The 25613-nt window shown below is 52.4% G+C and carries 26 protein-coding genes; 13 read left to right on the forward strand and 13 right to left on the reverse strand.

Features of this window, described 5'->3' with window-relative positions; genetic code table 11:
- Positions 1 to 34: 34 nt before the first annotated feature.
- On the reverse strand, positions 35 to 694 hold the full coding sequence (rluE, locus tag RAC60_RS17670) for a 23S rRNA pseudouridine(2457) synthase RluE (RefSeq protein ID WP_324028629.1): 660 nt from the start codon (positions 692 to 694) through the stop codon (positions 35 to 37).
- Positions 695 to 804: 110 nt separating this feature from the next.
- Between rluE and icd the strand changes: the two genes are divergently transcribed.
- The 3 genes from icd to RAC60_RS17685 all read left to right on the forward strand — a co-directional run bounded on the left by icd (position 805) and on the right by RAC60_RS17685 (position 4893).
- On the forward strand, positions 805 to 2055 hold the full coding sequence (gene icd, locus RAC60_RS17675; protein ID WP_033737532.1) for an NADP-dependent isocitrate dehydrogenase: 1251 nt from the start codon (positions 805 to 807) through the stop codon (positions 2053 to 2055).
- Between the two features lie 268 nt (positions 2056 to 2323).
- Entirely contained in the window at positions 2324 to 3406 is a 1083-nt protein-coding gene (locus RAC60_RS17680) for a glycosyltransferase family 9 protein (protein ID WP_324028570.1), read from the forward strand.
- A 983-nt stretch (positions 3407 to 4389) separates the two neighbouring features.
- Positions 4390 to 4893: a hypothetical protein gene (locus tag RAC60_RS17685; protein ID WP_172912352.1), complete on the forward strand. Its 504-nt coding sequence runs from the start codon at positions 4390 to 4392 to the stop codon at positions 4891 to 4893.
- A 112-nt stretch (positions 4894 to 5005) separates the two neighbouring features.
- On the opposite strand, the gene RAC60_RS17690 is transcribed toward RAC60_RS17685, so the two are convergent.
- The 6 genes from RAC60_RS17690 to RAC60_RS17715 are packed head-to-tail and all read right to left on the reverse strand — an operon-like array spanning position 5006 to position 11422.
- The gene (locus RAC60_RS17690) at positions 5006 to 5734 is read right to left on the reverse strand and encodes a fimbrial assembly chaperone (protein WP_324028569.1); all 729 of its coding nucleotides are present in this window, start codon (positions 5732 to 5734) and stop codon (positions 5006 to 5008) included.
- Positions 5700 to 7031, reverse strand: coding sequence for a fimbrial usher protein StbD (gene stbD / locus RAC60_RS17695; protein ID WP_324028568.1), 1332 nt, complete (start codon positions 7029 to 7031; stop codon positions 5700 to 5702). The genes RAC60_RS17690 and stbD overlap by 35 nt, the downstream gene beginning before the upstream one ends.
- A 3-nt stretch (positions 7032 to 7034) precedes the next feature.
- Positions 7035 to 9614 carry a fimbrial outer membrane usher protein gene (locus RAC60_RS17700; protein ID WP_375094085.1) on the reverse strand — a complete coding sequence of 860 codons (2580 nt, stop codon included), beginning with the start codon at positions 9612 to 9614 and terminating at the stop codon, positions 7035 to 7037.
- Positions 9565 to 10323, reverse strand: coding sequence for a fimbria/pilus periplasmic chaperone (locus RAC60_RS17705; protein WP_205955406.1), 759 nt, complete (start codon positions 10321 to 10323; stop codon positions 9565 to 9567). Before RAC60_RS17705 ends, RAC60_RS17700 begins: the two co-directional genes overlap by 50 nt.
- Before the next feature lie 59 nt (positions 10324 to 10382).
- Positions 10383 to 10922: a fimbrial protein gene (locus RAC60_RS17710; RefSeq protein WP_039341028.1), complete on the reverse strand. Its 540-nt coding sequence runs from the start codon at positions 10920 to 10922 to the stop codon at positions 10383 to 10385.
- Between the two features lie 23 nt (positions 10923 to 10945).
- Complete coding sequence (locus RAC60_RS17715) at positions 10946 to 11422, reverse strand: hypothetical protein (RefSeq protein ID WP_226374480.1); 477 nt, start codon at positions 11420 to 11422, stop codon at positions 10946 to 10948.
- A 908-nt stretch (positions 11423 to 12330) separates the two neighbouring features.
- On the opposite strand from RAC60_RS17715, the gene RAC60_RS17720 reads away from it, so the two are divergent.
- The 3 genes from RAC60_RS17720 (at position 12331) to RAC60_RS17730 (ending at position 15738) form a co-directional block, all read left to right on the forward strand.
- Entirely contained in the window at positions 12331 to 12597 is a 267-nt protein-coding gene (locus tag RAC60_RS17720) for a hypothetical protein (protein WP_033737525.1), read from the forward strand.
- A gap of 114 nt (positions 12598 to 12711) precedes the next feature.
- Entirely contained in the window at positions 12712 to 13911 is a 1200-nt protein-coding gene (locus RAC60_RS17725; protein ID WP_162287051.1) for an FAD-dependent oxidoreductase, read from the forward strand.
- Between the two features lie 546 nt (positions 13912 to 14457).
- On the forward strand, positions 14458 to 15738 hold the full coding sequence (locus RAC60_RS17730) for an MFS transporter (RefSeq protein WP_205950026.1): 1281 nt from the start codon (positions 14458 to 14460) through the stop codon (positions 15736 to 15738).
- 34 nt (positions 15739 to 15772) lie between these two features.
- Here RAC60_RS17730 and RAC60_RS17735 read toward each other — a convergent pair whose 3' ends face one another.
- The 3 genes from RAC60_RS17735 to RAC60_RS17745 all read right to left on the reverse strand — a co-directional run bounded on the left by RAC60_RS17735 (position 15773) and on the right by RAC60_RS17745 (position 17211).
- A complete protein-coding gene (locus RAC60_RS17735) occupies positions 15773 to 16021 on the reverse strand; it encodes a DUF883 family protein (RefSeq protein WP_006119721.1) in 249 nt (82 codons plus the stop codon).
- Between the two features lie 228 nt (positions 16022 to 16249).
- A complete protein-coding gene (locus tag RAC60_RS17740; RefSeq protein ID WP_324028565.1) occupies positions 16250 to 16816 on the reverse strand; it encodes a hypothetical protein in 567 nt (188 codons plus the stop codon).
- Positions 16817 to 16881: 65 nt separating this feature from the next.
- Entirely contained in the window at positions 16882 to 17211 is a 330-nt protein-coding gene (locus RAC60_RS17745) for a hypothetical protein (protein WP_033737760.1), read from the reverse strand.
- Positions 17212 to 17419: 208 nt separating this feature from the next.
- Here RAC60_RS17745 and RAC60_RS17750 point away from each other — a divergent pair, with 208 nt between their 5' ends.
- From RAC60_RS17750 to RAC60_RS17760, 3 genes are all read left to right on the forward strand, one after another.
- Positions 17420 to 17599, forward strand: a complete 180-nt coding sequence (locus tag RAC60_RS17750) for a hypothetical protein (protein WP_006119718.1) — start codon at positions 17420 to 17422, stop codon at positions 17597 to 17599.
- A gap of 194 nt (positions 17600 to 17793) precedes the next feature.
- Entirely contained in the window at positions 17794 to 18177 is a 384-nt protein-coding gene (locus RAC60_RS17755; protein WP_033737521.1) for a hypothetical protein, read from the forward strand.
- Between the two features lie 22 nt (positions 18178 to 18199).
- Positions 18200 to 18616, forward strand: a complete 417-nt coding sequence (locus RAC60_RS17760) for a GNAT family N-acetyltransferase (protein WP_205956322.1) — start codon at positions 18200 to 18202, stop codon at positions 18614 to 18616.
- On the opposite strand, the gene RAC60_RS17765 is transcribed toward RAC60_RS17760, so the two are convergent.
- A complete protein-coding gene (locus RAC60_RS17765) occupies positions 18608 to 19273 on the reverse strand; it encodes an MBL fold metallo-hydrolase (protein WP_033737520.1) in 666 nt (221 codons plus the stop codon). The genes RAC60_RS17760 and RAC60_RS17765 overlap by 9 nt on opposite strands.
- A 22-nt stretch (positions 19274 to 19295) precedes the next feature.
- A complete protein-coding gene (gene ldcA, locus RAC60_RS17770; RefSeq protein WP_006119713.1) occupies positions 19296 to 20219 on the reverse strand; it encodes a muramoyltetrapeptide carboxypeptidase in 924 nt (307 codons plus the stop codon).
- A 155-nt stretch (positions 20220 to 20374) separates the two neighbouring features.
- Between ldcA and emtA the strand changes: the two genes are divergently transcribed.
- Positions 20375 to 21007 (forward strand): membrane-bound lytic murein transglycosylase EmtA, encoded by a 633-nt coding sequence (emtA, locus tag RAC60_RS17775; protein WP_006119712.1) that lies wholly within the window; start codon positions 20375 to 20377, stop codon positions 21005 to 21007.
- Between the two features lie 45 nt (positions 21008 to 21052).
- Here the strand turns inward: emtA and RAC60_RS17780 are convergent, their stop codons facing one another.
- Positions 21053 to 22000 (reverse strand): sugar-binding transcriptional regulator, encoded by a 948-nt coding sequence (locus RAC60_RS17780; RefSeq protein ID WP_324028564.1) that lies wholly within the window; start codon positions 21998 to 22000, stop codon positions 21053 to 21055.
- Positions 22001 to 22310: 310 nt separating this feature from the next.
- Here RAC60_RS17780 and RAC60_RS17785 point away from each other — a divergent pair, with 310 nt between their 5' ends.
- Genes RAC60_RS17785 through RAC60_RS17795 form a run of 3 tightly spaced genes read left to right on the forward strand, consistent with a single transcriptional unit; the run spans position 22311 to position 25568 of the window.
- Entirely contained in the window at positions 22311 to 23141 is an 831-nt protein-coding gene (locus tag RAC60_RS17785; protein WP_006119710.1) for a transketolase, read from the forward strand.
- On the forward strand, positions 23134 to 24078 hold the full coding sequence (locus RAC60_RS17790) for a transketolase family protein (protein ID WP_006119709.1): 945 nt from the start codon (positions 23134 to 23136) through the stop codon (positions 24076 to 24078). The genes RAC60_RS17785 and RAC60_RS17790 overlap by 8 nt, the downstream gene beginning before the upstream one ends.
- Before the next feature lie 2 nt (positions 24079 to 24080).
- Positions 24081 to 25568 carry an FGGY family carbohydrate kinase gene (locus tag RAC60_RS17795; protein WP_283787185.1) on the forward strand — a complete coding sequence of 496 codons (1488 nt, stop codon included), beginning with the start codon at positions 24081 to 24083 and terminating at the stop codon, positions 25566 to 25568.
- Positions 25569 to 25613 lie beyond the last annotated feature (45 nt).

The raw sequence follows: 25613 nt of genomic DNA on the forward strand, positions 1-25613 counted from the left end.
TGTTAACTTAAAGTTATGGAAATGATAATGGCAGTCAGTCTTGTGCGCTGATATCGCGCCAGGCACCCGGAGCCAAATTGCCCAGAGTAAACTCGCCCATGGCATAGCGCACCAGACGCAGGGTTGGAAAGCCAATATGGGCCGTCATACGTCTGACCTGACGGTTACGACCTTCAAAAAGCGTTATTTTCAGCCACTGTGTTGGAATGGCTTTGCGCTCGCGAATCGGCGGCTGGCGCGGCCACAACCAGTCGGGCTCAGCCACTTTTTCGACGCCAGCCGGTAACGTCGGGCCATCTTTCAGATTAACGCCATCGCGCAAAGGTTGTAGATCGCTTTCCTCAGGCGCGCCTTCCACCTGCACATAGTAAATCTTGCCGGTGCGCTTGCCGGGCTGCGTCAGCGCCGCCTGTAGCGGGCCATCGTTAGTCAGGACCATCAGTCCTTCGCTGTCGCGATCGAGTCGGCCCGCCGCGTAAACGTCACTCACGTCGATAAAATCTTTGAGGGTGCGGCGGCCAGCTTCATCGGTAAATTGCGGCAGAACATCAAAGGGTTTGTTGAACAGAAGCACGCGGCGGACGGCAGGCGGCGATGACGCCTTGCGATGCACAGGACGTGTTTGTCGGCTGAATCGTTTATTTGGATGAGAAGTCTGATTAGTTTTTCGCATACGCTTTGCAGTCTGGAACATTCAGCGCATTATAACGCGAAATTGCGGTGATTGGCGTGGCGTGAATATTCAAGTAGTATTGACGCGCATCTTACAAATCATTAACAAAAAATCGCTCGAAGGAGAGGTTAATGGAAAGCAAAGTAGTTGTTCCGGCGGAAGGTCAGAAAATCACCCTGAATCAAGGTAAACTGGTTGTCCCAAATAACCCGGTTATCCCTTACATCGAAGGGGATGGTATCGGCGTTGATGTGTCACCAGTGATGCTGAAAGTGGTTGATGCCGCTGTGAAAAAAGCCTACAACGGCGAGCGTAAAATCTCCTGGATGGAGATTTATACCGGTGAAAAATCGGTTGAACTCTACGGTCAGGATGTCTGGCTGCCGCAAGAAACCCTCGATTTAATCAAAGAATACCGCGTAGCGATCAAAGGCCCACTGACCACGCCAGTTGGCGGTGGCATCCGTTCTCTGAACGTTGCGCTGCGTCAGGAACTGGATCTGTACGTTTGCCTGCGTCCGGTGCGCTACTACACCGGTACACCAAGCCCGGTAAAACGCCCTGAAGACACGGATATGGTGATCTTCCGCGAAAACTCCGAAGATATCTATGCCGGTATCGAATGGAAAGCGGGCACGCCAGAAGCGGATAAAGTCATCAAATTCCTGCGTGAAGAAATGGGCGTGAAGAAAATTCGCTTCCCAGAAAACTGCGGTATCGGTGTTAAACCGTGTTCGGAAGAGGGCACCAAGCGCCTGGTCCGTGCAGCAGTGGAATACACCATCACTAACGATCGTGATTCACTGACGCTGGTACACAAAGGCAACATCATGAAGTTCACCGAAGGCTCCTTCAAAGACTGGGGTTACCAGTTAGTGAAAGACGAGTTCGGCGGTGAGCTGATCGATGGCGGCCCATGGATGAAATTCAAAAATCCAAACACCGGTAAAGAGATCATCGTAAAAGACGTGATCGCCGATGCCTTCCTGCAGCAAATCCTGCTGCGTCCGGCAGAATATGACGTTATCGCCTGTATGAACCTGAACGGTGACTACATCTCTGACGCCCTGGCGGCGCAGGTGGGCGGTATCGGTATTGCACCAGGCGCAAACATCGGTGACGAATGTGCGCTGTTCGAAGCCACCCACGGTACGGCACCGAAGTACGCAGGTCAGGATAAAGTGAACCCAGGTTCCGTGATTCTGTCCGCTGAAATGATGTTGCGTCATATGGAATGGTTCGAAGCCGCAGACCTGATTGTTAAAGGCATGGAAGGCGCAATCGCTGCCAAGACCGTGACCTATGACTTCGAACGTCTGATGGATGGCGCTAAACTGCTGAAATGTTCAGAGTTTGGTGACGCGATTATCGCGAATATGTAATCCAGAATTTGGGTTAAACGAGAACGGGAGCCGGTTGGTTCCCGTTTTTTATTGAAAGCGAGGTTGGATGAACGGCTGCATGTGGCGTTGCCGATAAAACGCCGTCCGAGGGGAACGCTGGCTTCGCCCTTCACGTTTTATGCTATATACTGCGCCCGCAGTTTTCCGCCAGTCTGCGTGACTAAGAAACATGCGCTTCTTGCCTTGACCACACGGAAAAGGGGCCGGGGGCACAGTAAGGATAATGAGGCGTCAGTCAGGACCACTTATGAGTAAAATCGCAAAGCAAAAAGCCGCCAGATTGTTCCTGTCGCTATGGAGGTTGACGGGTTATCGCGTCAAAAAAATTGACCGCTTTTCTGAGCACCATGATCTCAAAAGCATCGCAATTATTTCGAACACGGCACTTGGCGATTTCATGTTTAACACGCCCGCTATTGGCGCGATAAAAGATCGCTGGCCCGATGCCAAAATCATCATGGTGATTCAGCCACGTAATCTTGCGCTGGTGGAAGGAAGCCCCCTGATTGACAAGATATTATACTGGGACGGAAAAATCGGCGGTATGATGCAACTGGTCAAATCGCTGCGTAAAGAGCAGGTTGAAGCGACCTTTATCCTGCATTCGCGCGCACCCTATGACATTGTTGCCGCCTCGCTGGCCGGGTCTGACTACATACTGAAAGACGTTTATTACGCGGACTACCAGGGCAAAGAAAAATTTATTCTGGAAAATTGTTTGTCCGCGTTTCATGACAACCGAAAGCACGGCAATATTCATCTTATCCGTCAGAAAAAAGACCTGTTGAGTGCTGTCGGTATTCCGATGCCCTCAGAAGCCATGTTTATTCCGGCGCCTTTCAAGCGTCAGGTTAATCACGCGCCGGTCATTGGTATTCATGCTGGCGCATCCAGTATGGAGCGATGCTGGCCTGACAACTATTATTCACAGCTCATCGATACCTTAATTTCCCGACATGATGATCTGACCATTGAACTTGTAGGTGCTCCGGGCGAAAAGGCCCTGAACAAACGCATCATTGACGGCATGAAAGTGCCCAGTGAGCGGGTCAAAAATGTGGCGGGCACCACAAACCTCATTCAACTGGCGGAAAAGATCAGCGGCTTTAAAACGCTGGTGGTGGGCGATACCGGCCCCTTACATCTGGCTGTAGCCGTGCAAACGCCGACCGTGGCGTTGTTCAGTGATCAGAATGCGATTGATGGCGCTGCGCCTGTTCAGGACAGCACAATGCATCAGGTATTGCGCCCTGCAGAATCACATGCGGGGCTACGTGCGATTCGTTGTGATGACGTTTTAGCCGCTGTTGAACGTAATCTTTCAGCGTAGTCATCCTGTCTCGGGGGCCCGGCACGGTCTGTACGTTTATCGCCGTAGCCGGACCACACAGTGTTACAACGCTGTGTGAGTCTCTATCGCGTCCGCATTACCGTAGATATGAATCGCGTTCTACGCAGCGTATCGCCGGAAGAAATAACGGGAATGAAACAGACATGAACGCTCGCGATACGACCATTAGATCTTCATCGCCTATTTCGACGCTCCGTCTCATCTATCCATTTAGCGATTGCAACTAATGACGCGTGGCGATTAATTTTTTCATCCATTTTTTACGAAATAGTCCCCTCGAGGGCAATAACGTGATGCGCCGGTCATACTGTAATCGGGCAGGCATAAAATCCTCATCTCTTCTCTGTCATCTTTACCTCTTTCATATTGACCTTGTATTGCATTTCAAGGCTGCTGTAATGTCAGTTCATCCTCAGTTTAAATAGGTCGCTGTTATTTTTTTTCGGAAATTTAAACGGATATATATTTAAATAAAACTGCACTTCATGCATGGGCTGTAAGCTATCCGATATGGCTATTTTGCTATTTTTAGTAAAGCCATTTTCTAAATAAATGCTTAGATGGGTAACTGACTTATAATGGTTTTGCTTCATGGGTTTTTCATTGAAATATTAAGGTTTAATTTCGACTGGCCGACAGTTTTACTGATTTTGAACAATAAACGCATAAGATGATGATGTAGATTGATTGGGTGAAGTTTTTACCCCTTTCCCAAACTTATTCAACGACAGAGAAACTTAATCAGCGATGATATACATGGATTAATGGCATTCAAAGTGAATGGCTGATATGTCACAGCAGGTGCCACTTTTAAATCAAGAATTGATAACTCAACGGTTTGACCGTGGAGTATTGCTTGTGCGCTGTCTGATTTTAATCATGATTAGCAAATCAAAAGACATTCACAGTTATGGCCGTTAAATTTTTCAGAGTGAATTTAAAATAACATAAAGGAGCGATATATGTGGTTTTTCAGAAATGCAAAAATGATCCCATGGAGTCTGAACGGTCATCAGCCCGGAGATGTTCTTTCTATGGGGGCAGTAGAAATCAATCCGGACGTTACGGAGGCGCAAAAAAAATACAAGGTAGCGATGCGCCTTTATCGGGTCGGATGCGATACCGGCATAATACACTGGTCCGGTGGTCCATTTGTCAGCCCTGGATACGTATTCATTAACTACAACGGTACGCGAAATATTTTTCCTTATGGAACTACGGCTGACAGGTTCGACACTGTCGGCGACTTCCTGGAGTATCAAAAGGAGAATGTTAAAATTTACCATAATCTTGTCGAGGACGGTATAATTAATGAAAACATGTTTATTTTGCCCATTAATGGCTATCTGTTTACCGAGGCAATTATGGAAATTATGGTGTATGAAAACGAAGAAGATGAGAGAGATAATATCGAATATGGAAGTTTCCAGTTGAATGCCGTGTTTTGCCCGCTTACGAAAAATTAAAAAGATAAAAACTGCGCTTCATTGAAGAAAGAACCTTGTCAGAGGCACTGCGTTTCAGTGCCTCATCAGCGTTCCATATCATCTCTCTTTGTGCCAAAAATAGGTAATTCAGCTACTTCCCAACTGTCGCGCGAAGCGTGCTGCGATGTTTCTCAACGTTACCGTTCTGATCAATCACTTCATATTCGACGTTTGCGCCGGGATTAACGGAAGTGGTGACGGGAACCACAATATCAGACAGCGGTGCGACCATAATATTTCTCAATACCGCTTTTTCCACTTTCGCGTTCAGGCTCATATACCAGGGCGTAGGGTTAGAAATCATGATTTGCTGGTTTTGTCGGGTAAAGCGTAGTTTTTGTGCATCTTCCGGCCGGGGTGCACCCAGCCCTGTCGGACGTACAAAAACCTTCAGGCGAAGACGCAGCGGCAGAACGACTTTTTTATCGCGCTGGTTGTCAGATTTTTTGAGCGCCGGTATCTGGTAGATATTCAGCCAGTACAGGGTTTCTTTCCCGGGGGGCAAACCAGCGCGTGAGGTGAGCATCAGCTTTATAGAGCGTAATTCGCCGGGCTGCATTTTCAAGACCGGCGGCATAGCCATGACTGGTGTTTTGCTCTTCTCTGGCGGGGCATAGAGATCGCCGTCATCTGTCCAGATTTGTAAAACGGCAGGGCTGTTTTCACTGTTGACCAGATTGACGGATTGCGCAATCTCGTTGGCGTTGAAAATAATGCGGGTTTTATCAATGTTTACAACGGCAACTGCCTGCGTTGACAATAACGCCGTGAGTAAATACAGGCTGCTACTGAAAACTGACCACCACTTGTAACTGTGCATTAACGGTTCCTGAAGTGATAACTTGTCCGGGAATAGCCTCAAGGGAGGCAGTAAAATCGCCGCTGTAGATCTCACCGTTGTCTGATGACGTAAGTGTGGTTAAATCTTTATAGGCATACCATCCACGCGTATTGCCTGTGCCGGTACTGCTTATATCGGGCAACAGGTTGAGAGGAGTACCGGCACTATTGTAGATTTTTATCCCTACGCCAGAGGCTGAACTGCCGTTGCTTTCCCCATAATTTGTGTCAAGCAGCCAGGTTAATCCACCGCTACTGGTGGTGAGACCCAGCGTCTGAGCCATGGCCACAGCCTGAGGCTGATTTACCAGAAAACCCATTGCGACGTTGGCTGATGTCACAGTGGAATTCTTGATCCCGGACGTTGCCCCGGTCTCGCAGCGGAGGGTAATGGAAAAAGGCGCCTGGCTGTTGCCTCCAGCGGCTAAAACACCCACGCTGGTTAATGGCAGAGAGACGACCGCGGGGTAATCGTACACCTCGCAGGCTGCGCCGCGAACATAGGTGACTGTCTTCCACGAACTCCAGCCAACAGGCCAGTCATAGTGCCAGCCATTCCACACCGTGGAATGATCCGCACCGGGATAAAGATTATTACTTTCCAGTCCAGGACCTTTAAATGCAATATATCCGCGGGGTTGATTGTTTGTCTCAAAATAATAGTTGTCACTATTGACGTAATGTTTACCTTCATCGATTTTAAATATTTCGTAGAGCACACTGCTAAATATACTGGCCGGGATGTATATTTTTTGCCCATCGGTATACCAGTCGCTGGCACTAAGCTGCCGTGCTTTCCAGTAGCGGCTGTAATATTCACCCGTGGTAAGGTTGGTCAGTCTGACCGCCACATTTTTGAACTTATCAAAATAAGCGCCTTCAACCTCGCTGGTGGCATATTTACCGGCTTCTTCTCTGTCGCCATTCGTGGAATACATTTCAAAGAGTTTATCCGCATCACCCATGTCGCAGCGGTACAGAATCTGATTCGGCGTAAACGCATCCCTCATCGGGTTGTTGAGCGGATGGCCGACCGCACTGGCCAGCAACGTCCCCGAGGGCTGAAACAGCTTGCCCGAATTGATATTGATGATTGCAGGCAATGCCAGCCGCCCTGTGCACTCATCACAGGCACCTTCCCATCCCTTTGCGGTATAGCCGGCATCTTTAGCGGCCTGGGAAAGCTGGCCCTGACTCGTGACCTTTGTGCAATTCGCCAGAAGTGGAAGCGGTACCAGTAGGGTAGTGATTAACAAAAGCAGGATTCTTGTGAACACGCGCTACTCCTTATTACATAAGCCGGTAAGCTGGATCAGGTGATCGTCTTGCTTTCCGGTAATTTGATAATTCACCAGGCAGGTTTGTTGACCATCGTTATCCCAACTGACTTTAAGTGTGCCGGAGTCGTGGGGGACACGTGCATAAAGCTGACCACCCTGACCGACGACACCAATAACCGTGTTGTTGGCATCACGAACTTCAGCGCCCATAGGGGGCGTTTCCCCCGCATTACTGGTGAGCGAGATCAAGACAGCTTTGCCTTTGATGGTGGCGAAATTTATCCGTACAACAGCCCCCGCATAGGGGACCACACGTTGACTACCGCCGCTCAGTTCGGCATCGGCATTCATGTCCAGCGTGTCCAGACTGATGTTATTTTCGCGATAGGCACTGAGTGAGGGCAAAATGGCATAGCCAAAGCGATCGATGACAGCTCCCTGACCATTTCGTACCAGCGCGCCCTGTGCGCCATCGGCCTGAACCAGGGCGAATGTCTCACTGCTGTATGGGCCAAGTGTAATGCCGCCCCGGTGAAGCACCACGGTGCCGGATGCCCCCAGCCCAGCCTGACGATAGTTTTCGCCCTGACCATAGTTGGCGCGAACAGCGCCCAGACGCGTATTTTGCTGAACGTTTCCGCCGAAGTTCAGTGCCTGTCCACTATTGCCATTGCGATAATGTTCACTGCCGCCATAGACAGAATAAGAAATATCATTGTTGTCACCCGCCGATCCTGACAGGGACAGCGATGAGCTACGTGTTTGTTTTGACTGGTTATAGTAATAGGAAACAGAAGAGGTGTTGTTCCAGGCAAGAGGCATTGAGATATTAAAGGAAAAGGTGTTTTCGGTATAACGTTGCGCGCGAGTGTCGTCCTGGCGATTGAAGAGATCCAGATCGGATCGCGTTGTATTCCAGGTCGTGCGCTGACGTGCGACGTTGAAGCCGTAACTGATCTTTTTCCAGTTGTTGTTATAGCCAAGCTGCAACTGAGTGATGCGGGATTTATTGTTGTAGTAATCGGCTGTGCTGGCGCTCAGGGTAAACATACCGACGTCATCAAATGACTGCCCCAGGGTTGCGGATAACCGGTTACGCTGGTTCATCGAATCGGAGTAGTAGCTGATACCTGTGTCATTCTGCCTTCTGACGCCCAAAACGTCCTGCAGATCGCGAAAACCGCTGGTGGAATAACGGTAAGCGGCTAAAACCAGATTTGTCCCGGTTTCAAAGGTTTTGCTGTAGCTCAGTTCGGCACGCCAGCCGGTCGTTTTTTTGTTTTGCTCAACGCGTGCTTGTGAAAAAATGGTGTTCATACCTACAGCACCGACCGGTGAACCCCATACACCGCCTGCCAGCCATGCCTGATAATCTTTTGCGAGGCGTGAACCGGCCGCCGCCGTGAAGCGGTTACTGATGCCGCGCTGTAAAACCCCTTCAAAAAACGTGTTTTCTACGCTGTAATACTGACGTACACGTCCCAGCGCCAGACCGTATGTCCAGTTTCCTGGACGAACAGAATCCGGTACAGAAGAGTAGGGCACCGTAAAGGTGGAACGCTTACCGTTAGCTTCGATGACCTCAACCTCAAGGTCTCCCTGACCGCTGGTGTTATACAGGTCGTCGATGACAAAAGGGCCGGGGGGAACGCTTGTCTCATAGATCACGTTATTAAGCTGACGCACGATAACGCGGGCATCGGAAGTGGCAACACCCTGAACTTCTGGTGCATAACCCCGTTTGCCCTGTGGCCACATGCGTTCATCAGAGGCGAGTTTGATACCGTTGAATGCAAGGCTACCGAAGAGGGAGTTACTGGTGTAGTTATCACCTAAAGCAAGCTGACTGTTTATCCCCTCTAAAGGCCGCTGGACCCAGCTTCTGACCTGGTTGTACTGGTAACGGCTTCCGGTTCTGCTGTTACGCAAATAGCGCATATTGCCCTGATGACGGAACTGCCATTTTTCCAGATTGGTGCCTGCCGTTATTCCGCTCCACAAATATTCATATCGGTAATTTGACGAGCGATTTTCTGACCAGGTGAAATTGGTGTTGTGGCGCAAAAATAATGCCGTAACGCCCTCATCCCATTCCGATACGGGGATGTAGCCACGCGGAGTCCGGTTCAGGCTTGCCATAGGTAATGTAAAGTGCAAACGAAGCGATGCCTGATCGAAACGCCAGCTGCCCGCTTCTGTCCAGCCGGATAAAGGCCGACAAGATGCTGTCGGTTGTCCGGTGCGCAGGGTTTTTATTTGCAATAGCGTTACGATTTCTTCAGACAGACAAGGTTCTACTCCGCCCTGGTCGTTAAATTTCCTGAAGTTTATTTTTACCCCAGATTTAATCATTTTACTATTGAGGTAAATATCAACCAGGTAATTTCCCTGCGCAATTTCATTTTGATTGAATTGTTCGAGGTTTTTCCCAAATGTCGCCCCTTGAAAAAGCGAGGAGTCAAAATAATATTCTTCGCTGCATACACCGTAAGAGAAACAGGCCGACACGGTAAAAGCTATGAGTTTCGGACTAATTAACTTCAACCGTAAAGTTTTCACTGATTTTAGCTCCCTGATCATTAACTGCCGAGACTGTAATCACCCCTGAGCCCTTAAGGCGTTTACTGTTATTGAACCAGTAAGTTTGCCGGGAAAAGGGCGAAACCATATCCGCATCTCGCTTTAAAGACTGATTACCCACTTTTAATACAACGTCTACTAATGAAGCGTGCCAGGGTTGGGGGTTATCAATTTCAATACCCATACCCTTATTCGCCTGATAGAAGGATGTGACCTTTATACCTTTAAGGATATTTTTAGGCGCGCCAATGCTTTTAGGGCGATAAAACACCTTCATGCGGTTACGTAATACCACCAACATTGCATTTTGCGCGTTATCTTTGGCGATATTAGAAGGCGGAATCTGAAGTGTATTGAACCAGTAAACGGATTCACGATCCTGGGCTTGTGAGACGGCATTTTTTAATATTATCTTGGCAATTTGTCCGGCTTTAGGCTGAATGCGAAATACCGGCGGCGTTATGATAAAAGGCGTGTTTACCTGGCCATCCGGCTGAGAATCTTTATTGCCGTTATCAAACCAGCTCTGAATAACATAAGGAATAGCATCATTATTTTTAAACTGCACATCTACTGAGCGCGCCTGTTCAGGATAAATAATCCTACTGCCCATAATCGTCACGCTGGCATTAGCACAAATGGGAAGTAATAATGCCGGAACTAATGCCAGCGAAACTTTTAAAGCAAATAAGTGTTGGCGAATAAACATAGACAGGTTCTCAATCATTTATTGTGCACTCCGCTTTATGGGAGTGCACCGGGTAAGGATTACTGATAAGTCACGGCATACTGAAGTGAAGCGCTGATGGTACCCGCAGTGGCCACATCAGTAGCCAGATACTGGGCAGAATAGGTCGCTGATTTTTCGGTTTCGCCTGAGCTCAGGGTCAAATCACCGTCACCGGTATAGGTGCTGGTTAAATTAATTTCTTTACCTGCCGGATCCAGCAACTGGATTTCGACGTTTTCGGCATTACCACTGTTTTTCAGGTTACCGGCAGCACTCACATTGTTACCCACAAACACGGTGGATACACGGGTGGAATTTGTGGACCCGGTACAGCCGCTGATCGACACGGAGAAGTCCGTCTTACCGGCAACTTTTCCGCTCGTATCTAATTCATTCACGGCCACGGTTGGCATGAGTACAAGCGGGGCGCTTTCATTACCATTCACACTTACTGAACAGGTTTCATCGCTCACTTCGCCCTGAAAGTTAATAGTGTTAGCAGAATTTGCCAGTGCCTGTCCTGATACCAGAGCCGTGCTGATTAACAGAGGTAAGATCATAGCCTTAGTATTTAACATGATTGTATTTTCCTTTTACATTATTAACTGGAGAACAACTGATTCAGGCTGGTTCCCGTCTTGCGGCGCACTGAATCTTTTATGCAATAAATCTTTTTTACGCCAAGGCGCATTTTTTCTGAAATTTCACCCAGAGATAATCCATGACTCACCAGTTCCAGAAAATTAACCTCATCGCTGGTTAACGGATTAACACCTTTTTTTTCACCTCCTTTTAAACCGTAATAACATGCGTTTATTGATTTTTTCATCTCGGTAATCCCCGTTCCCGGATAGATCACCGTATTGATGCTTTTGTCCTGTTTTTTCCAGAAGGCTGCGAGGGACGCCAGTCGGCGATCGCAAACCAGGATGATGATTAACCCCGGTGATTTTAAATAGTCCAGCCAGTTATGGTTGGTGAAAAAACGGATGTTATGTGATGAAAAATCAACAAACATGCAGCCTTTAATAAATAAACTTTCATATCGTCCCGCCACCAGGGATAAAACGCCATTCATTAAGAAGTAATTCTTTGCGGGCCAAATGGACACTTTCTGGATCGGGCAACGTTTAATTTCTTCTGTTAGCTCGCTGGCCAATTAACATCGGTATCGACAACTAAAGCAATAAATGCTTTCTCGCGTAATCCTTCGCATAAGCCGGTCCTGCTGCTCGTTTAGGAAGGTGTGATAACCATATCATCATTAAATCTTCTGATTCAATGTGTTGGCCAGATGACTCGCGTTTTATGTAGGGAATATTCCGAAGATGGGCTCTTTCATTTCTGTGTCTACAAAAACGCGATTCCTCCCACAGTTGTGCAATTTATTTTGAACTAAAGAAGCACGTGACTTGTAGCAAGTTAAGACGATTTTGTTTTCTCCAGGAATTTTCGGTTAATTCCACCGGCGCGATCAAAAAAACTATCGCACTTTAAGATAAAAATGTGGTGCGTATGACTTTTATCTCACTCTACACGTAGTTTGCTGTGATTTTAATTTTATAAAAAAGCAATATGGATATGATAAGGCTCTGTGTTTGTTGTTTTTAAAATGATAGCTTTTTGTTGTTGTATTTAATATTTGCGCAATAATGCACGAATTAGTCAGGATTTTTTTGTCATGTTGTGTCTACTTACAGACAGATGGCATTTATTTATTAAGCTTGACAATGTAATGATGTCTTGACTTTTTTATTATGAAGTTAAGGGTGGGATGTGAATGGAAAGTTGCATTTAGTGTATAGCTGCCTGTCAATCCAGTCCGTTAATCGGGAGAGCAACTGTTCTCCCTGTTTTGTGAAACGCAAGCGGTGTAAACACCGCAGTACCGTATCGTTTGCAGGCGCTGTTTCGATAACCTCCATCTATCACAATCAACAACGATAACAATTTGCGGGAAGGTGCGCTGGCGATGATGATGTCTGCATGACGACATATCGTATTAAAGTGGGTTACCACAATCCTAACGCGCTGACATTCAGACAACTGGATGCGCAGCTTGCCGACCACGCGTTCTATAGTGCGCGTGCCAATGATGACAGAGGCGGATTCCGTTACTTTCAGGAGTACGAATACTCTTCCGACTCGGCCGATTACTGTGCGGTTTGTTCGCTGGCTTACCATCATGCCTGTCAGGTCAAAAAATGCCCGCTGGTGCTGGTTGAGATAAAACAGTCAGAACCTGAAACCTGATCGGCCAGCGTATGCAGCTTTTTCCGACGGCGATCTGAATAGCCCCACATTCCTTCGGTACGAATATCGTCGATACTGGCTTAGACTCACCAGATACAGTATGAGGGAGTCACTATGTCATCTTCAAAACACGACAGCGCCGACTGTTGTATCATTGGCGGCGGTCCGGCAGGGTTAATGCTGGCTTATCTCCTGGCCCGCGCAGGGTTGCAGGTGGTAGTGCTGGAGAAGCACGCTGATTTTCTGCGCGACTTTCGTGGCGATACCATTCATCCCTCCACCCTTCAAATCATGCACCATCTGGGCTTACTTGATGCGCTGCTCACGCTGCCGCATCAGCGCGTCGAAAAACTGCAGGCAGAAATGGGCGGTGAAGAGGTCACGATGGCCGACTTCTCCCGCCTGCCGGTGCGTTGCCGCTTTATTGCCTTTATGCCGCAGTGGGACTTTCTGAATTTTCTGGCGGAGAAAAGCGCGCAGTTTTCAGGTTTTACACTGCTTAAATCGACCGTGTGTCGTGAGTTGATCACCGAGAATGGTCAGGTGTGCGGCGTACTGGCGGAGCAGGCAGGCCAGCCAATGGAAATTCGCGCCCGTCTGGTGGTGGGAGCGGACGGACGGGATTCCGTTATTCGTGCCCAGGCCGGGCTCAGCAGCCAGCATTTCGGCGCGCCGCGCGACGTTCTCTGGTTCCACCTCAATAAACAGCCCGACGATCCGCTGACCGGCATGGGCCATACCGGCCCGCGCAACAATTTTATCGTCATTGATCGGGGGGATTACTGGCAGTGTGGTCTTACCATTCCCAAAGGCCAGTTTGAGGCCTTACAGGCGCAGGGGCTGGATGCGCTTAAAGACACTATTGCGGCGGTTTCGCCCTTTGCCGCTTCACGTCTGGCGGAGGTCGACAGTTGGGAAAAACTCAAACTGTTGTCTATCCGGATAGACCGTCTGGACCAATGGGCAAAACCGGGCGTGCTGTGCATTGGCGATGCGGCGCATGCTATGTCACCGATCGGCGGGGTTGGGGTTAACCTGGCGATTCAGGATGCGGTGGCGGCGGCGAACCTGTTAACGCGACCACTGCGCAGGGGAACGCTGAAGTTAAGCGATCTCCATAAGGTCCAGAAACGCCGTCAGTTTCCTACCGTGGCGACCCAGTTCCTGCAAATTAAAATGAGCAGCAACAAGCCACGTGCCAGCGGGCAAAGTAAGATGCCCGCCATGATGCGTAAATTCCCGTTTCTGCGCTTCGTGTTTGGCCGGCTTATTGGTTTAGGATTCAGAACGGAAAGGCCGAGGGAATGCCGTTGACAGCTCGCTGTCTGCCTGACGTGAACAGTCGGCGCTAAAGGCTGAGCCGTCGGGCAGCATGGCGGAAGATGCGCAACGTTATACCCGCGAGCCATAGCCCCAGGCTATAACAGACAGCAAGGCTGTGTCTGCTGTCTGGTGGGTTTTTGCATCCGGCGTTTTGCTGCCACGCGGTATCCGGTTTTCCCCCCTGACACGACCTGCTGCGTAAAGCCCTGCGGCGCGTTTAGCGACTATTCCAGTGTACGTGCCTCAGCCTCGCGAATGCTCCCGTCCTGTCAGGCATTCATCGCTTTACGTACTGTGATGCGTAAAATATTCAACGGGTAAGAAACTTCATGCCCGGCTGGCCGAATGTCCTGATGACGCAGCAGCTCTTTACGTACAATGTTCAGCGGTATATTGCTGTCGGCACTGCGCGCAGGGCAGGGCGCCAGGGTGTGATGTGATTATTTTCGTCCGGGAGACAAAATCGTATCGGCTGAAATTCTATACTCTCACTGTCAACGCCGTACTGATTTTGCATAAATCCCGGAGGAACCCTGAATGGAAACGCCTCTTTCACCCGTAAAACACTCAAAACGCGCACTGATCGCGGGTGCGGTAGGCAACTTTATCGAATGGTATGAATTTGCCATCTACGGTTTCCTCGCCACAATTATTGCGCACAATTTTTTTCAGCTTCAGGGCGAGTCAGCGCTGAGTGGCCTGATCCTGACCTGGGCGTCCTTTGCCATTGCGTTCTTTTTTCGCCCCCTTGGCGCCCTGGTGTTTGGCCGACTGGGCGACCGCCTGGGCCGCAAGCCTGTCCTGATTACCGTCCTGATATTGATGACGCTGGCGACTACCGCTATCGGGTTAATTCCCACCTATGCGACGGCGGGCATTCTCGCGCCCGTGCTGCTTACGGCACTGCGTATCCTGCAAGGGCTATTTGCCGGCGGTGAATATGGCGGGGCGGTGGCGCTGATGACCGAATTTGCGCCGCGCGGTCAACGTGGACGCTATGGTGCCTGGCAGTCGCTGACCGTGGCGTTTGGCCTGTTGGCCGGCGTGGGGCTGGTGGCGCTGCTGTCCTGGCTGCTCAGCCCGCAGGCGATGCTGGCATGGGGCTGGCGCATTCCGTTTGGGCTGGCGTTACCGCTGGGCCTGGTTGCGCTATGGTTGCGTCTGGCAATCACAGAAACGCCGGACTTTGTACGCCAGCAACAGCAGCGCGTCAGGGCTGCACCGCGCCAGACGATAAAAATTATTTTCCTGGCGATCGCGCGCGTCATGCTGTGGTCCTCCGCAGGCTATACCTGTCTGGTGATCATGCCCGGCTATTTGCAGTCGGCGCTACATACCGGTATGAATCAGGCGCTGCTGATTGCCGTGATCGCTAATGTGGGCTTCGCATTGACAATTATCCCGGCGGGCATCGTCAGTGATCGCGTTGGTCGGCGTCGTGTCATGGTTAGCGCCAGCGTACTCCTGCTACTTATGGCGATGCCGCTATTGAAAATAGTGCAGGCGGATGGCGTGAGTTTGCTGCTAAAAGCGCTGGTGGTGCTGATAGCGGGGGGACTGGTTGGTTTGCTCGCCGGGCCGGGGCCTGCGATGCTGGCGGAAATGTTTCCAACAACGGTACGTTATACCGGGCTGGGCGTCGCCTATGCGTTATCCAATGCGGTGTTTTCCGGCAGTGCGGGTTTAATTATTACAGGGTTGATTAAGCAGACGGGCAATCTGGATATTCCGGCATGGTATATGATGGCAACGGCACTGGTTTCCATCCCGGCCCTGATGACACTCAATAAAGACGACCACACGCGGGAGCTGACATAAAGGAAAAACGGGAGCAAACGCCCCCGTTTTGAACTTACTTACGACCGAGCAGGAAGCCCAGTACGACGCCCACACCGGCCGCGACCGCCAGACCCGCAAACGGGTTAGACTGCATCTGATCTTTGATGCAATCGGCGGCATCGCGTGCGGCATAGGATGCCTGATTGGTGTAGCGGCGGGCTGCACCACGGGCGCGGTGACGCGGCGAATCGGTGACTTCACCCCATTGTTGCTCTGCGGCACCGGCGACTTCTTTTACGGCATCTTCAATTTTTCCTGACATGCTTCATCTCCTTGGTTATCACAGTCATTTAAAGCGTAGCAAACCTTCGCCACTGTGCTGCGTTTAGACGCATTAATCGTCTGTCAGGGAGGAATTGACCAGATGAAAACTCCGCCTGCTGATGGCCATCGGACTGGCGGAAGGCGCGGAGAGACGGGCATGAAGCGGGCAGCGTGCGTTAACGACACCACGCGAAGGGCCGGGCGAGGAAAATTATTACCAGCTGTTTCACCTGACGGGATGACGTGGATGGGATCGCGTGTTGGGATACCAGCTCACCAGAAAATGCCGCAGATGGTCAAAGCACCACTCGGCATCCCCGGCCTGCTGGCAGTAATACTGAATCGTGATTTTTTCATAATGGCGCTGGCGTTGCTGTAGCGGTGACCAGCCCCAGTCAAGTACACAACGGGCAAAGTTCACCAGCGTGTCGGCTGCCAGCGTGTGCTGCTGCTCTTGTTCCTTCAGATAGTCATAAAAGGCGGCTTCTAGCTGGAGTGCCTCCTTGTGAGAACAGTGAAGGAGTTCGGGCCGAAAGGCGATATCAATGAATCCGCACACCGCGTTTTCCTGCTGCTGCCAGTCGCAGGCCAGGGTCATAAACAGGCCTTCCTGCAGATTCACCTCTTCCAGTAAACGTTGCAGGTTAGGGGAGTGACGAATCACGGCGATCTCGTCCAGCCGTTCTGTCTCCAGGGTCAGGTCGATACCGCAGGGATTAACGGAGCCATCTGCATTGCGGGTAGCAGGGAACGGGAAATCAATATAACCGTTGTTATCCAGCCGTTTTTCCATGATGAGCCTGACCTGTCGCTTGACGTTTCCTGACACTATATCACGCAGTGTCAGGATTGCCTGCTTTACGGACAGGTCCAGGTAATCATGGTGTCCTGATAAGGGTTGATCAGACGAAACTGTTTATCGGACAGGCGTTGCGCGTAGTAACCTTCAGACGTCACCGCAGAGGGGACATACTGAAAGCGATCCAGCGACTGAAGCGGCCCGCTCTGCACGTTTACGCCATCCCGACTGACGCTGAACGCGGTGACCAGATCGAATACCGTTCCCTGCGTTTGCCCCAGTGACTGACCGTAAATTGTGCTGACGTCGCCTGGACACTCCACACCTTTCGGCGAAGAGGAACAGCCTGAGAGCAGTGCCATAAAAATGAAAAATCCTGGTCGCAACATAGCCTGCTCCTGCCCCGGTCCATAGAATGAATGATCGATTTTAGCCTGAAACGCGACAAATAACATGATCATAGCGTTTACGCGCGCCGGGTTGATTTGCCGTTTGTTCAATCGTTAAGCAGTGGGAATGTAAAAGATGACTTTCGGTGCAAATAAACGTTATTCTTGCCATCTTTGCGCGTCGCTTAAGCAAATTCAGGGATAAAAGATGAAAGAAGAAGAAGCCAGTCTAATGATTATTCGCCATGCCATCGATGCGCTGGACGCAGAGAAAAGGCAGCAGGTGATTGCCTGTGCGGCAGAAATCCGCGATGTCATGAGCAGTTTCGACAACGAACCTGCCGGTCTGGCCTTGATGCTGGTCGCGGCGGAGGTTGCGGCAGAGTAAGTTTCATCCGTCGCGCCTGGTATCCGCATGCGCGAGTGTCATCCCGCTGGCGGCAGCCAGTCACGCGTCTCTTACGGCCTGATGTGCCGTTTTTTATTGCGCGGTCGCGCTCACCGCGCGATGCTTTACCCCTGCTTACAGCGTCTTAGCGCCACCTGACATGTGGCCGCCCTTATTTTCAGTGGAGGAATCAGATGAAAGCAGCCCGTCTTGCCCTGTGCCTGATCGCCGGTTTCAGCGCATCCGCATGGAGCGAAAGTGAGTTTCAGATCCAGTGTCCCGGACGTCCCGTTATGACCGTCTCGCGGGCGCAATATGGGCTCAGCACGCTCTACTGGCCGAAACAGCATTTCCAGATTGCCGCAGGCCAGCTGCAAACCCGCACGGATAACGGCGACAAGGTCGCGATTACACGCTTTCGCAACGGCGATCAGTTGATTGTGAACAAAAGCAATCTCGACACCTTCTTTGTCTACCATGACAGCGACGATCTGATCCCGTGCCGCCGTACCACGACGCGTGAGGTCGATGCGCTGAGCCTTGAGCGCTATGATGATCGCCAGCGCAACGACTCCTGACCCGCAGCGATAAGGAAGATAAATGCAGATTACCCTGACTGACACGGTGAGCAGTAAGGATCTGGATGAAATCCGGCTGGGCCTGAATGCCTGGAACAATCAGTTTTACGATGCTGACCTGATTAAACCCCTTGGGCTGTTCATCTGCGATGCGCAGGGCAGGAAACTGGCCGGATTGACCGGCACGACCACCGGCAACTGGCTACGCATTGATTTACTCTGGGTCGCACAGGCGCTGCGTGGGCAAGGCACCGGTCGCCAGTTGGTGCTGGCGGCTGAGCAGGAAGCCCGCCAGCGCGGCTGCCGTTTTGCACAGGTGGATACCGGCAGCTTTCAGGCAAAGCCGTTTTACGAAAAGCTGGGTTACCGTGTCCGGCTGACGCTGGGCGAGTACATTATGCATCATCAGCGTCACTATCTGACGAAAACGCTATGCTGAGGGCAGCGCCTGCTGCCGCAAATCCAGCGGGTGCTGCTCAGCCTCATCAATCGCGGCCAGCCAGCAGGGCAGTGTAACCTTTTGCCAGGACAGATGACCACGCGTGGTGCTCATCAGCACCACATCGGGACGCAGGCTACGGTAAAGCTCCAGCGACGCCGCCAGTTCGGCAGGATTGCTGTCGGGTACCAACACGGTTACCCAGCGGTCATGATCACGCGTCAGCGTATCCCCGACAAATAAATAGGTCGGCCCCTGCGGCGAATGGTAGAGGTAGCTGCAGCTGCCGGGTGTATGGCCGGGCGTGGGCAACAGATGAAAATCACCGAAATGGGTTTCCTGCTGGGTAAAAGTATCGTCCGGCTCCACAAAGCGGCTGATTTGCCCGAGCGAGCGGCTGTGACAGTACAGCGCGCTGCTAAAACGCTTCTGGATTACCGCTGCGCCCGGTGCAGACTCATGCCAGTGAGTCAGATAATGGCGAATCACGCCGTTCTCATCGGCCAGCACTTCATGATCGAGCGGATTTTCCACCCGGCCAATCAGTAAATTACCGCGCGGATGGCGCAGTAAAAACCCATGCATCATGATATCGACGGCATCGTCTTCCGGAAACTCCGGCGTAGAGATCCACAAATCGTCATACAGCGGCTTCAATGTCGATCTCCTGCAACTCCAGTTATGTGCGCAATACGGGATGCCCGCTTGCCTGTAAACTGACCTGTCCCTGATGTACCGCTAAGGTCGCCCTGGCACCCAACGGCAGGGTCACGGTGTCAGGGCCGTGACCGAAATCCAGATCGCTGATAACGGGCAGACCGCTCAGATCGCGGAGGTACTGCCAGACCGTGGCGAAGTCAAACCCGTTATCGTAGTCGGACAAGGCGGTGCTGGTGAAACTGCCGGTGATAATCGCCCGTTGCTGCGCCAGAATCCCACACTGGTGGAGCTGCAGCAGCATACGTTCAATCCGGAACGGATGCTCATTCACATCCTCAATCACCAGAATGCCGTCTGTGATGGCCGGCATCCACGGCGTACCGATAAGCGAGCTGATCATCGCCAGGTTTCCTCCCCATAACGTACCGTGCCAGGTGCCGTTATCGGGCGTGTCACTTTTCCAGTTCACACTGACTGTAGGTGATGTCAGCGCCTGCCAAAAGTGCTGCAGGGTAAATTCGGATAAAACCGCAGCGCCAAAGTTGCCCGCCAGCATCGGCCCACTGAAGCTGATTATTCCGGCGTGTTGCAGTAAGGCCAGTTGAATCACGGTGAAGTCGCTGTGGCCACATAGTGCCAGCGGCTGGTCCGCTAAGCGGCGCTGTAACGCGGCATAGTTGATTGAGGGCAGCAGGCGCGTGGCACCGTAGCCGCCGCGCACTGCCAGCACAATATCAGGTAAGGTCGCCAGATCGGCCAGCGCATTGATATCGTCTAAGCGTTCCGAATCCGTACCGGCAAAACGTTGAAAGCGCCGTGCGATTGCCCCCGTATTTTCAACCTGGTGCCCCGCTGCGCGCAGGCGTTCAACCCCCAGATGGGCTGCAGGCTGATTGTGGCAATAACCTGAAGGGGCGATAAGACGGATTGAACGTGACGTCATAGTAAATTCCTGAAATTAGTCAGTGACAGACGTCACGATAATGACGAAAAAGTGCCAATAAGTCATCCGACTACTGTAATTAGGATAAACGGTAATTTTGCAATTTACCCTGCCAGGTATGATAGCTTCCGCCACTTCTGCGACGAGATAAAAAATTGCTTAAAATTCGCTACTTTGTCATTTCAGCATTATTGCTGACAGGCTGTGCCAGTGAACCGCCGCATACGTATGTTAAAGAGAAGAATACACCGCTGACGCAGGCACCGCCGTCGCGTATTTCGGGCACATGGTCACTCTTTACCGAAAGCGCGGCCAGCCAGTACGGGGTGGATGAGAAACTGATTAGCGCGATTATTAATGTGGAATCCGGAGGAAATCCGGGCGTGGTCAGCCGTTCGAATGCTGTCGGGTTGATGCAAATCAAAGCGGCAACGGCCGGACGTGAAGTGTACCGTACCCAGGGGCGCCGGGGTCAACCGACCACCGCTGAGTTACGCGATCCCGCCAGGAATATTGAGATCGGCACCGCCTATATCAAAATCCTCCAGCAGTCTGCGCTGTCCGGCATCCGCGATCCACTCACGCTGCGTTATGCCACGATTGTTTCTTACGCTAACGGTGCCGGGGCATTGCTTCGCACGTTCTCGCGCGATCGTGACCGCGCGATTGCCATGATTAACGCCATGACGCCGGACGAATTCTACCAGCACGTGCAGAACAAGCATCCGGCTGCTCAGGCACCGCGTTACTTATGGAAAGTCACCACGGCCTACCGGGCTATCAGCTGAGTCGCGTTTTTTCTCCTCACCTGACAGAAGGTGAGGAGAAAACACTTAACCCACCAGCAGCCGGGCCGTCGGATAATCGACGATCAGCACATTGACATAACCGCCGCGCAGGGCTCCGCGAATCGCCTGGGCCTTCTCTTTGCCACCCGCCAGCGCCACCACCTGCTGACACTGTCTGACCTGTTCCAGTTCCATACCAATCACCGGATCTTCGTCGGCCTGCAGCACGGGCTGGCCCTGTTCGTCAAAATAATGCAGACAGATATCGCCGACCGCGCCGCGCGCTGCCAGCGTGCGCAACATGGTTGCATCGTAATAGTTACCGGAGTTGCGCAACAGGGCGGACGGCTCCAGGTCGCCGATGCCGACAATCGCCAGGTCTACTTCGCCGAACTTATTCAGCACCTCGGCCACCTCCGGATTGGCCGCCAGCCGCTGACGGTCGCTCACCGAATGTTCAATCGACTGCGAAGGCAGCAGCCAGGCCGGACAGTTCAGCAGCGCGGCCAGGTTTTGCGTCAGGATAGTCGCCTGCACGTTGCCGTTCGCCCCCACGCCGCCCAGGAGCTGAATCACCCCTTTGCATGAGGCATTCAGCGGATGCAACGCATCGACCATACAGCGAATGGTGCCGCTCCAGGAAGAGATGCCGATCAGCTCATCGGGGCGCAGTCGCGTCTCCAGATAGTGAGCCGCCGCCGATCCAATCGCCTGTTTAATTTCGCTGACAGAAGCCTGTTCTGCCACATCCACTACGATGGCCTGAGGTAACTGATAGGTTTGCTCGATCGCTTTTTCCAGTTCAGGAAAAACGTTGGCGGGGGGAACCACGCTAATTTTCACCACGCCTTCTTTCACACTGCGGGTCAGGATGCGTGAAACAAACGACTGGGACAGCTTAAGTAACTGCGCAATATCGGATTGCTTCCTGCCTTCGACATAGTAGAGCGTGGCAATTTTCACCATGAGCCGCTGTTCGTCCTGCTTCGCCATCTGTTTTTCCTCTCGTGTTCTGCCCGCCATTGTTAACCACTGACGTGAAAAGCACAATCCAGGGCAATTTGTGATCGTTTTCGCTTTTTATCACTTCGTGCATAGACGCCGTCGTTCGTCGGGCGCATAGTACTTGTGAATATAAAATCATTATTGAATATATATTCATAGCTGTTAAGGCTGTTGTGTTTCTGCGCGTAATAGCAGGCGATGAAAGGGTAGGTTATTGCTGTCATCACGGCGAAAGAAGGGAGAGTTGTACTCTCTCTGAATATATATTCAAGTTCGACTTAAAATTCAAAGGTGAAATATGAATCCATTTACGCTTTCTGTGGATGCGCTCGAAAAAAAGGCCCGGGCCGTACGCCGCCGCATCATCCAGCTTAACGCGGGCAGTCCGGCAGGCGGGCATACCGGTGCCGATCTGTCACAGGTTGAGATTCTGACCGCGCTCTATTTTCGCATTCTGAATTGTGCACCGGATCGAACGGAAGACGATCAACGTGATATCTATATCCAGTCAAAAGGTCATGCTGTGGGAGGATACTATTGCGTGCTGGCGGAAGCCGGCTATTTCCCGCTGGACTGGCTGCCTACTTATCAACATGCCGATTCTGCGTTGCCGGGCCATCCGGTACGGCAGAAAACTCCGGGCGTTGAACTCAACACCGGTGCGCTGGGTCACGGATTGCCCGTGGCGGTGGGCATTGCGCTGGCGGCGAAAAAGAGCCACAGCCCGCGCCGTGTGTTTGTGGTGACCGGCGACGGTGAGCTGGCAGAAGGCAGCAACTGGGAAGCCGCGCTGGTAGCCGCGCACTATGGCCTGGATAACCTCATCATCATAAACGACAAGAACAAGCTGCAACTGGCGGGTGCAACGCGTGACATTCTCAATACCGATCCACTGGCAGAAAAATGGCGCGCCTTTGGTCTGGAGGTCAGGGAATGCAACGGCAATGACATGGCCGCAGTGGTGAATACGCTGGAAAACCTGCCTGTGAACGGTAAGCCACAGGTCATTATCGCGCACACCGAAAAGGGCTTTGGCATCTCGTTTATTCAGGGACAAGCCGAATGGCACCATCGGGTGCCGAAAGGGGACGAGATTGCGCGGGCACTGGAGGAATTAAACGATGAGTAATGCACAACACCTGGCCAACGTCATGGTCGACGCGTTAACAGATGCCGTACATCGCGGCATCGATGTGGTGCCGGTCGTGGCGGATTCGACCTCCACCGCGAAGATTGCGCCCTTTATTGACGCCTTTCCCGGTCGTCTGGTTAACGTCGGTATTGCAGAACAGGCGCTGGTCAGCACAGCCGCTGGCCTGGCGCTGGGCGGCAAAATCGCTGTGACCTGTAACGCCGCGCCCTTTCTGATTTCGCGCGCCAATGAGCAGATCAAAATCGATGTCTGCTACAACAATACTAACGTAAAGCTGTTTGGACTGAATGCCGGAGCCAGCTATGGTCCGCTTGCCAGCACCCATCACAGCATCGATGACATCGCCGTCATGCGTGGATTCGGCAATATCGAAATTTATGCGCCCGCCTGTCCAGTCGAGTGCCGCCAAATTATCGATTATGCGCTTGACCACAGGGGGCCGGTTTATATCCGGCTGGACGGCAAAGCGCTGCCGTCATTGCACGACGAAAATTACCGCTTCCGGCCCGGTCAGATTGACCGGCTGCGAGAAGGCCACGATATTGCGCTTGTTGCCATGGGCTCGACGGTACATGAAGCCGTGACCGCCGCAGAGCAACTGGAAAAGCAGGGCGTTTCTGCCGCCGTGATTTCGGTTCCGTCCATTCGCCCCTGTAATACGCAGCAGCTGCACAATCTGCTCAGCCACTTCCGCGCCGTGATTACGGTGGAAGAGCATAACATTAATGGCGGCGTAGGCAGCCTGGTGGCGGAGGTGCTGGCGGAATACGGCTTGCCGGTTAAGCTTCTGCGGCTGGGGATTGCCAACGGCGAATATGCTATAGCCGGCGATCGGGCCGCCACGCGCGCGCACCATGGCATTGATGCCAGCAGCATCGCCGCGCAGGCGTTACGCCTCTGTGCAGGAGGCTGACGATGCGGGAGTCGGTGATTCTGGCCATTGATGAAGGCACCACCAATGCCAAAGCGGTCGCTGTCGATCGAAAGGGACGCATGGTGGCGCGCGGCAGTCAGGGTTTAACGTTACAACATCCGCAACCCGGCCTGGCAGAACAGGATCCCCAGGCGATATGGTCAGCCGTCAGGCAGGCCATCACCGACTGCCTGGCGCAGTGCGACGGAGCAAGCGTGGCAGGGGTGGCTATCAGTAACCAGCGCGAATCCGTACTGATCTGGCAGCGCCGTGATGGCGTGCCGTTAACGCCGCTGGTGAGCTGGCAGGATCGTCGGTCAGAATCGTTTTGCCGGGATTTACAGCAGTCGGGCAGCGCCGCGCGCATCAGCGCTCTGACAGGCCTGGCGGTCGATCCGATGTTCCCGGCCGCCAAACTGACCGGTATGCTGGCAGCCATACCGGACGGTTTCGCCCGTGCAGCGGCGGGGGAACTGTGCATCGGCACCGTGGACAGCTGGCTGACCTGGCAACTGACGGCGGGCACGACATTTGTGACCGATCATGCCAATGCCGCGCGCACGCAGCTTTACAGCCTGCACCGCAATGACTGGGACGATGAACTGCTGTCATTGTTCAGCCTGCCGCGTGCGGCGCTGCCACAGATTACCGCGTCGGCGAGCGTGGCAGGCATGATACGCGTGAGCGATATACCGGGACTCGCACCCGGCACACCGATTCTGGCGCGCATCGGCGATTCTCATGCCGCGCTTTATGCTCAGCGACGCGGCACGGCGGAAGTGGTCAAAGCCACTTACGGCACTGGATCATCGCTGATGATGTCGATGGCCACGCCGCTGCTGACCGATAACGGGCTCAGCACCACCGTTGCCTGGCACGACGGCCAGGCGCGCTTTGCCTTTGAAGGTAATATCACGCACACCGGGTCCGGGGCCGCCTGGCTGGGGACGATGCTGGGCATTCACGATCCCCGGCAACTTACGGCACTGGCTGAAGGCTGTGATGATAATCAGGGCTGCTATTTTGTTCCGGCGCTGTCGGGGCTGGGGGCGCCGTGGTGGGATCTCAAGGCCAGAGGCCTGATCTGCGGCCTGACCGATGCGGCCACGCCCGCCGTACTGGCGCGGGTGGCGCTGGAATCCATCTGCTGGCAGATTGCTGACGTGTTTTTTGCCATGGAAGAGGCCTGCGGCACAGCGCTTCCGGCCTTGTGCGTTGACGGCAGCGCCACGCAAAACCCCTGGCTAATGCAGTTTCAGGCCGACGTATTGCAACGTCCGCTGCACTGCGCGCCGACCGCCGAAGCCTCTGCGCTGGGGGCGGCACTGCTGGCAGGAAAAGGGCTGGGATGGTGGCAGCAGGGCGACGATATGCTGGCCTTGCAGGGCGGGCCGATCATCATGCCGCGCACCCATCTGGCGCAGCACATGCAGGATAACTATCAGGGCTGGAAAAACGCGGTGACCCGCTGTCGCTATCAGCCACAATGAACGGAAAATGAGGGCCAGACTGTAACAGCCAGCCCTCAGTACAGC

Source organism: Pantoea sp. BR_17, assembly GCF_041955125.1.
In the GTDB taxonomy this organism is placed as follows: domain Bacteria; phylum Pseudomonadota; class Gammaproteobacteria; order Enterobacterales; family Enterobacteriaceae; genus Pantoea; species Pantoea stewartii.

What these genes read in the sequence shown, in the direction of transcription:
- RAC60_RS17720 (WP_033737525.1), top strand. Translation starts at nt 12,331, where the DNA reads ATGACGACATATCGTATTAAAGTGGGTTACCACAATCCTAACGCGCTG.
- RAC60_RS17735 (WP_006119721.1), bottom strand. Translation starts at nt 16,021, where the DNA reads ATGTCAGGAAAAATTGAAGATGCCGTAAAAGAAGTCGCCGGTGCCGCA.
- RAC60_RS17785 (WP_006119710.1), top strand. Translation starts at nt 22,311, where the DNA reads ATGAATCCATTTACGCTTTCTGTGGATGCGCTCGAAAAAAAGGCCCGG.
- RAC60_RS17725 (WP_162287051.1), top strand. Translation starts at nt 12,712, where the DNA reads ATGTCATCTTCAAAACACGACAGCGCCGACTGTTGTATCATTGGCGGC.
- ldcA (WP_006119713.1), bottom strand. Translation starts at nt 20,219, where the DNA reads ATGACGTCACGTTCAATCCGTCTTATCGCCCCTTCAGGTTATTGCCAC.
- RAC60_RS17760 (WP_205956322.1), top strand. Translation starts at nt 18,200, where the DNA reads ATGCAGATTACCCTGACTGACACGGTGAGCAGTAAGGATCTGGATGAA.
- RAC60_RS17750 (WP_006119718.1), top strand. Translation starts at nt 17,420, where the DNA reads ATGAAAGAAGAAGAAGCCAGTCTAATGATTATTCGCCATGCCATCGAT.
- RAC60_RS17715 (WP_226374480.1), bottom strand. Translation starts at nt 11,422, where the DNA reads ATGAATGGCGTTTTATCCCTGGTGGCGGGACGATATGAAAGTTTATTT.
- RAC60_RS17795 (WP_283787185.1), top strand. Translation starts at nt 24,081, where the DNA reads ATGCGGGAGTCGGTGATTCTGGCCATTGATGAAGGCACCACCAATGCC.
- RAC60_RS17780 (WP_324028564.1), bottom strand. Translation starts at nt 22,000, where the DNA reads ATGGCGAAGCAGGACGAACAGCGGCTCATGGTGAAAATTGCCACGCTC.
- RAC60_RS17710 (WP_039341028.1), bottom strand. Translation starts at nt 10,922, where the DNA reads ATGTTAAATACTAAGGCTATGATCTTACCTCTGTTAATCAGCACGGCT.
- RAC60_RS17685 (WP_172912352.1), top strand. Translation starts at nt 4,390, where the DNA reads ATGTGGTTTTTCAGAAATGCAAAAATGATCCCATGGAGTCTGAACGGT.
- RAC60_RS17745 (WP_033737760.1), bottom strand. Translation starts at nt 17,211, where the DNA reads ATGTTGCGACCAGGATTTTTCATTTTTATGGCACTGCTCTCAGGCTGT.
- RAC60_RS17755 (WP_033737521.1), top strand. Translation starts at nt 17,794, where the DNA reads ATGAAAGCAGCCCGTCTTGCCCTGTGCCTGATCGCCGGTTTCAGCGCA.
- RAC60_RS17705 (WP_205955406.1), bottom strand. Translation starts at nt 10,323, where the DNA reads ATGTTTATTCGCCAACACTTATTTGCTTTAAAAGTTTCGCTGGCATTA.
- RAC60_RS17790 (WP_006119709.1), top strand. Translation starts at nt 23,134, where the DNA reads ATGAGTAATGCACAACACCTGGCCAACGTCATGGTCGACGCGTTAACA.
- icd (WP_033737532.1), top strand. Translation starts at nt 805, where the DNA reads ATGGAAAGCAAAGTAGTTGTTCCGGCGGAAGGTCAGAAAATCACCCTG.
- RAC60_RS17690 (WP_324028569.1), bottom strand. Translation starts at nt 5,734, where the DNA reads ATGCACAGTTACAAGTGGTGGTCAGTTTTCAGTAGCAGCCTGTATTTA.
- RAC60_RS17740 (WP_324028565.1), bottom strand. Translation starts at nt 16,816, where the DNA reads ATGGAAAAACGGCTGGATAACAACGGTTATATTGATTTCCCGTTCCCT.
- rluE (WP_324028629.1), bottom strand. Translation starts at nt 694, where the DNA reads ATGTTCCAGACTGCAAAGCGTATGCGAAAAACTAATCAGACTTCTCAT.
- RAC60_RS17700 (WP_375094085.1), bottom strand. Translation starts at nt 9,614, where the DNA reads ATGATCAGGGAGCTAAAATCAGTGAAAACTTTACGGTTGAAGTTAATT.
- RAC60_RS17680 (WP_324028570.1), top strand. Translation starts at nt 2,324, where the DNA reads ATGAGTAAAATCGCAAAGCAAAAAGCCGCCAGATTGTTCCTGTCGCTA.
- RAC60_RS17730 (WP_205950026.1), top strand. Translation starts at nt 14,458, where the DNA reads ATGGAAACGCCTCTTTCACCCGTAAAACACTCAAAACGCGCACTGATC.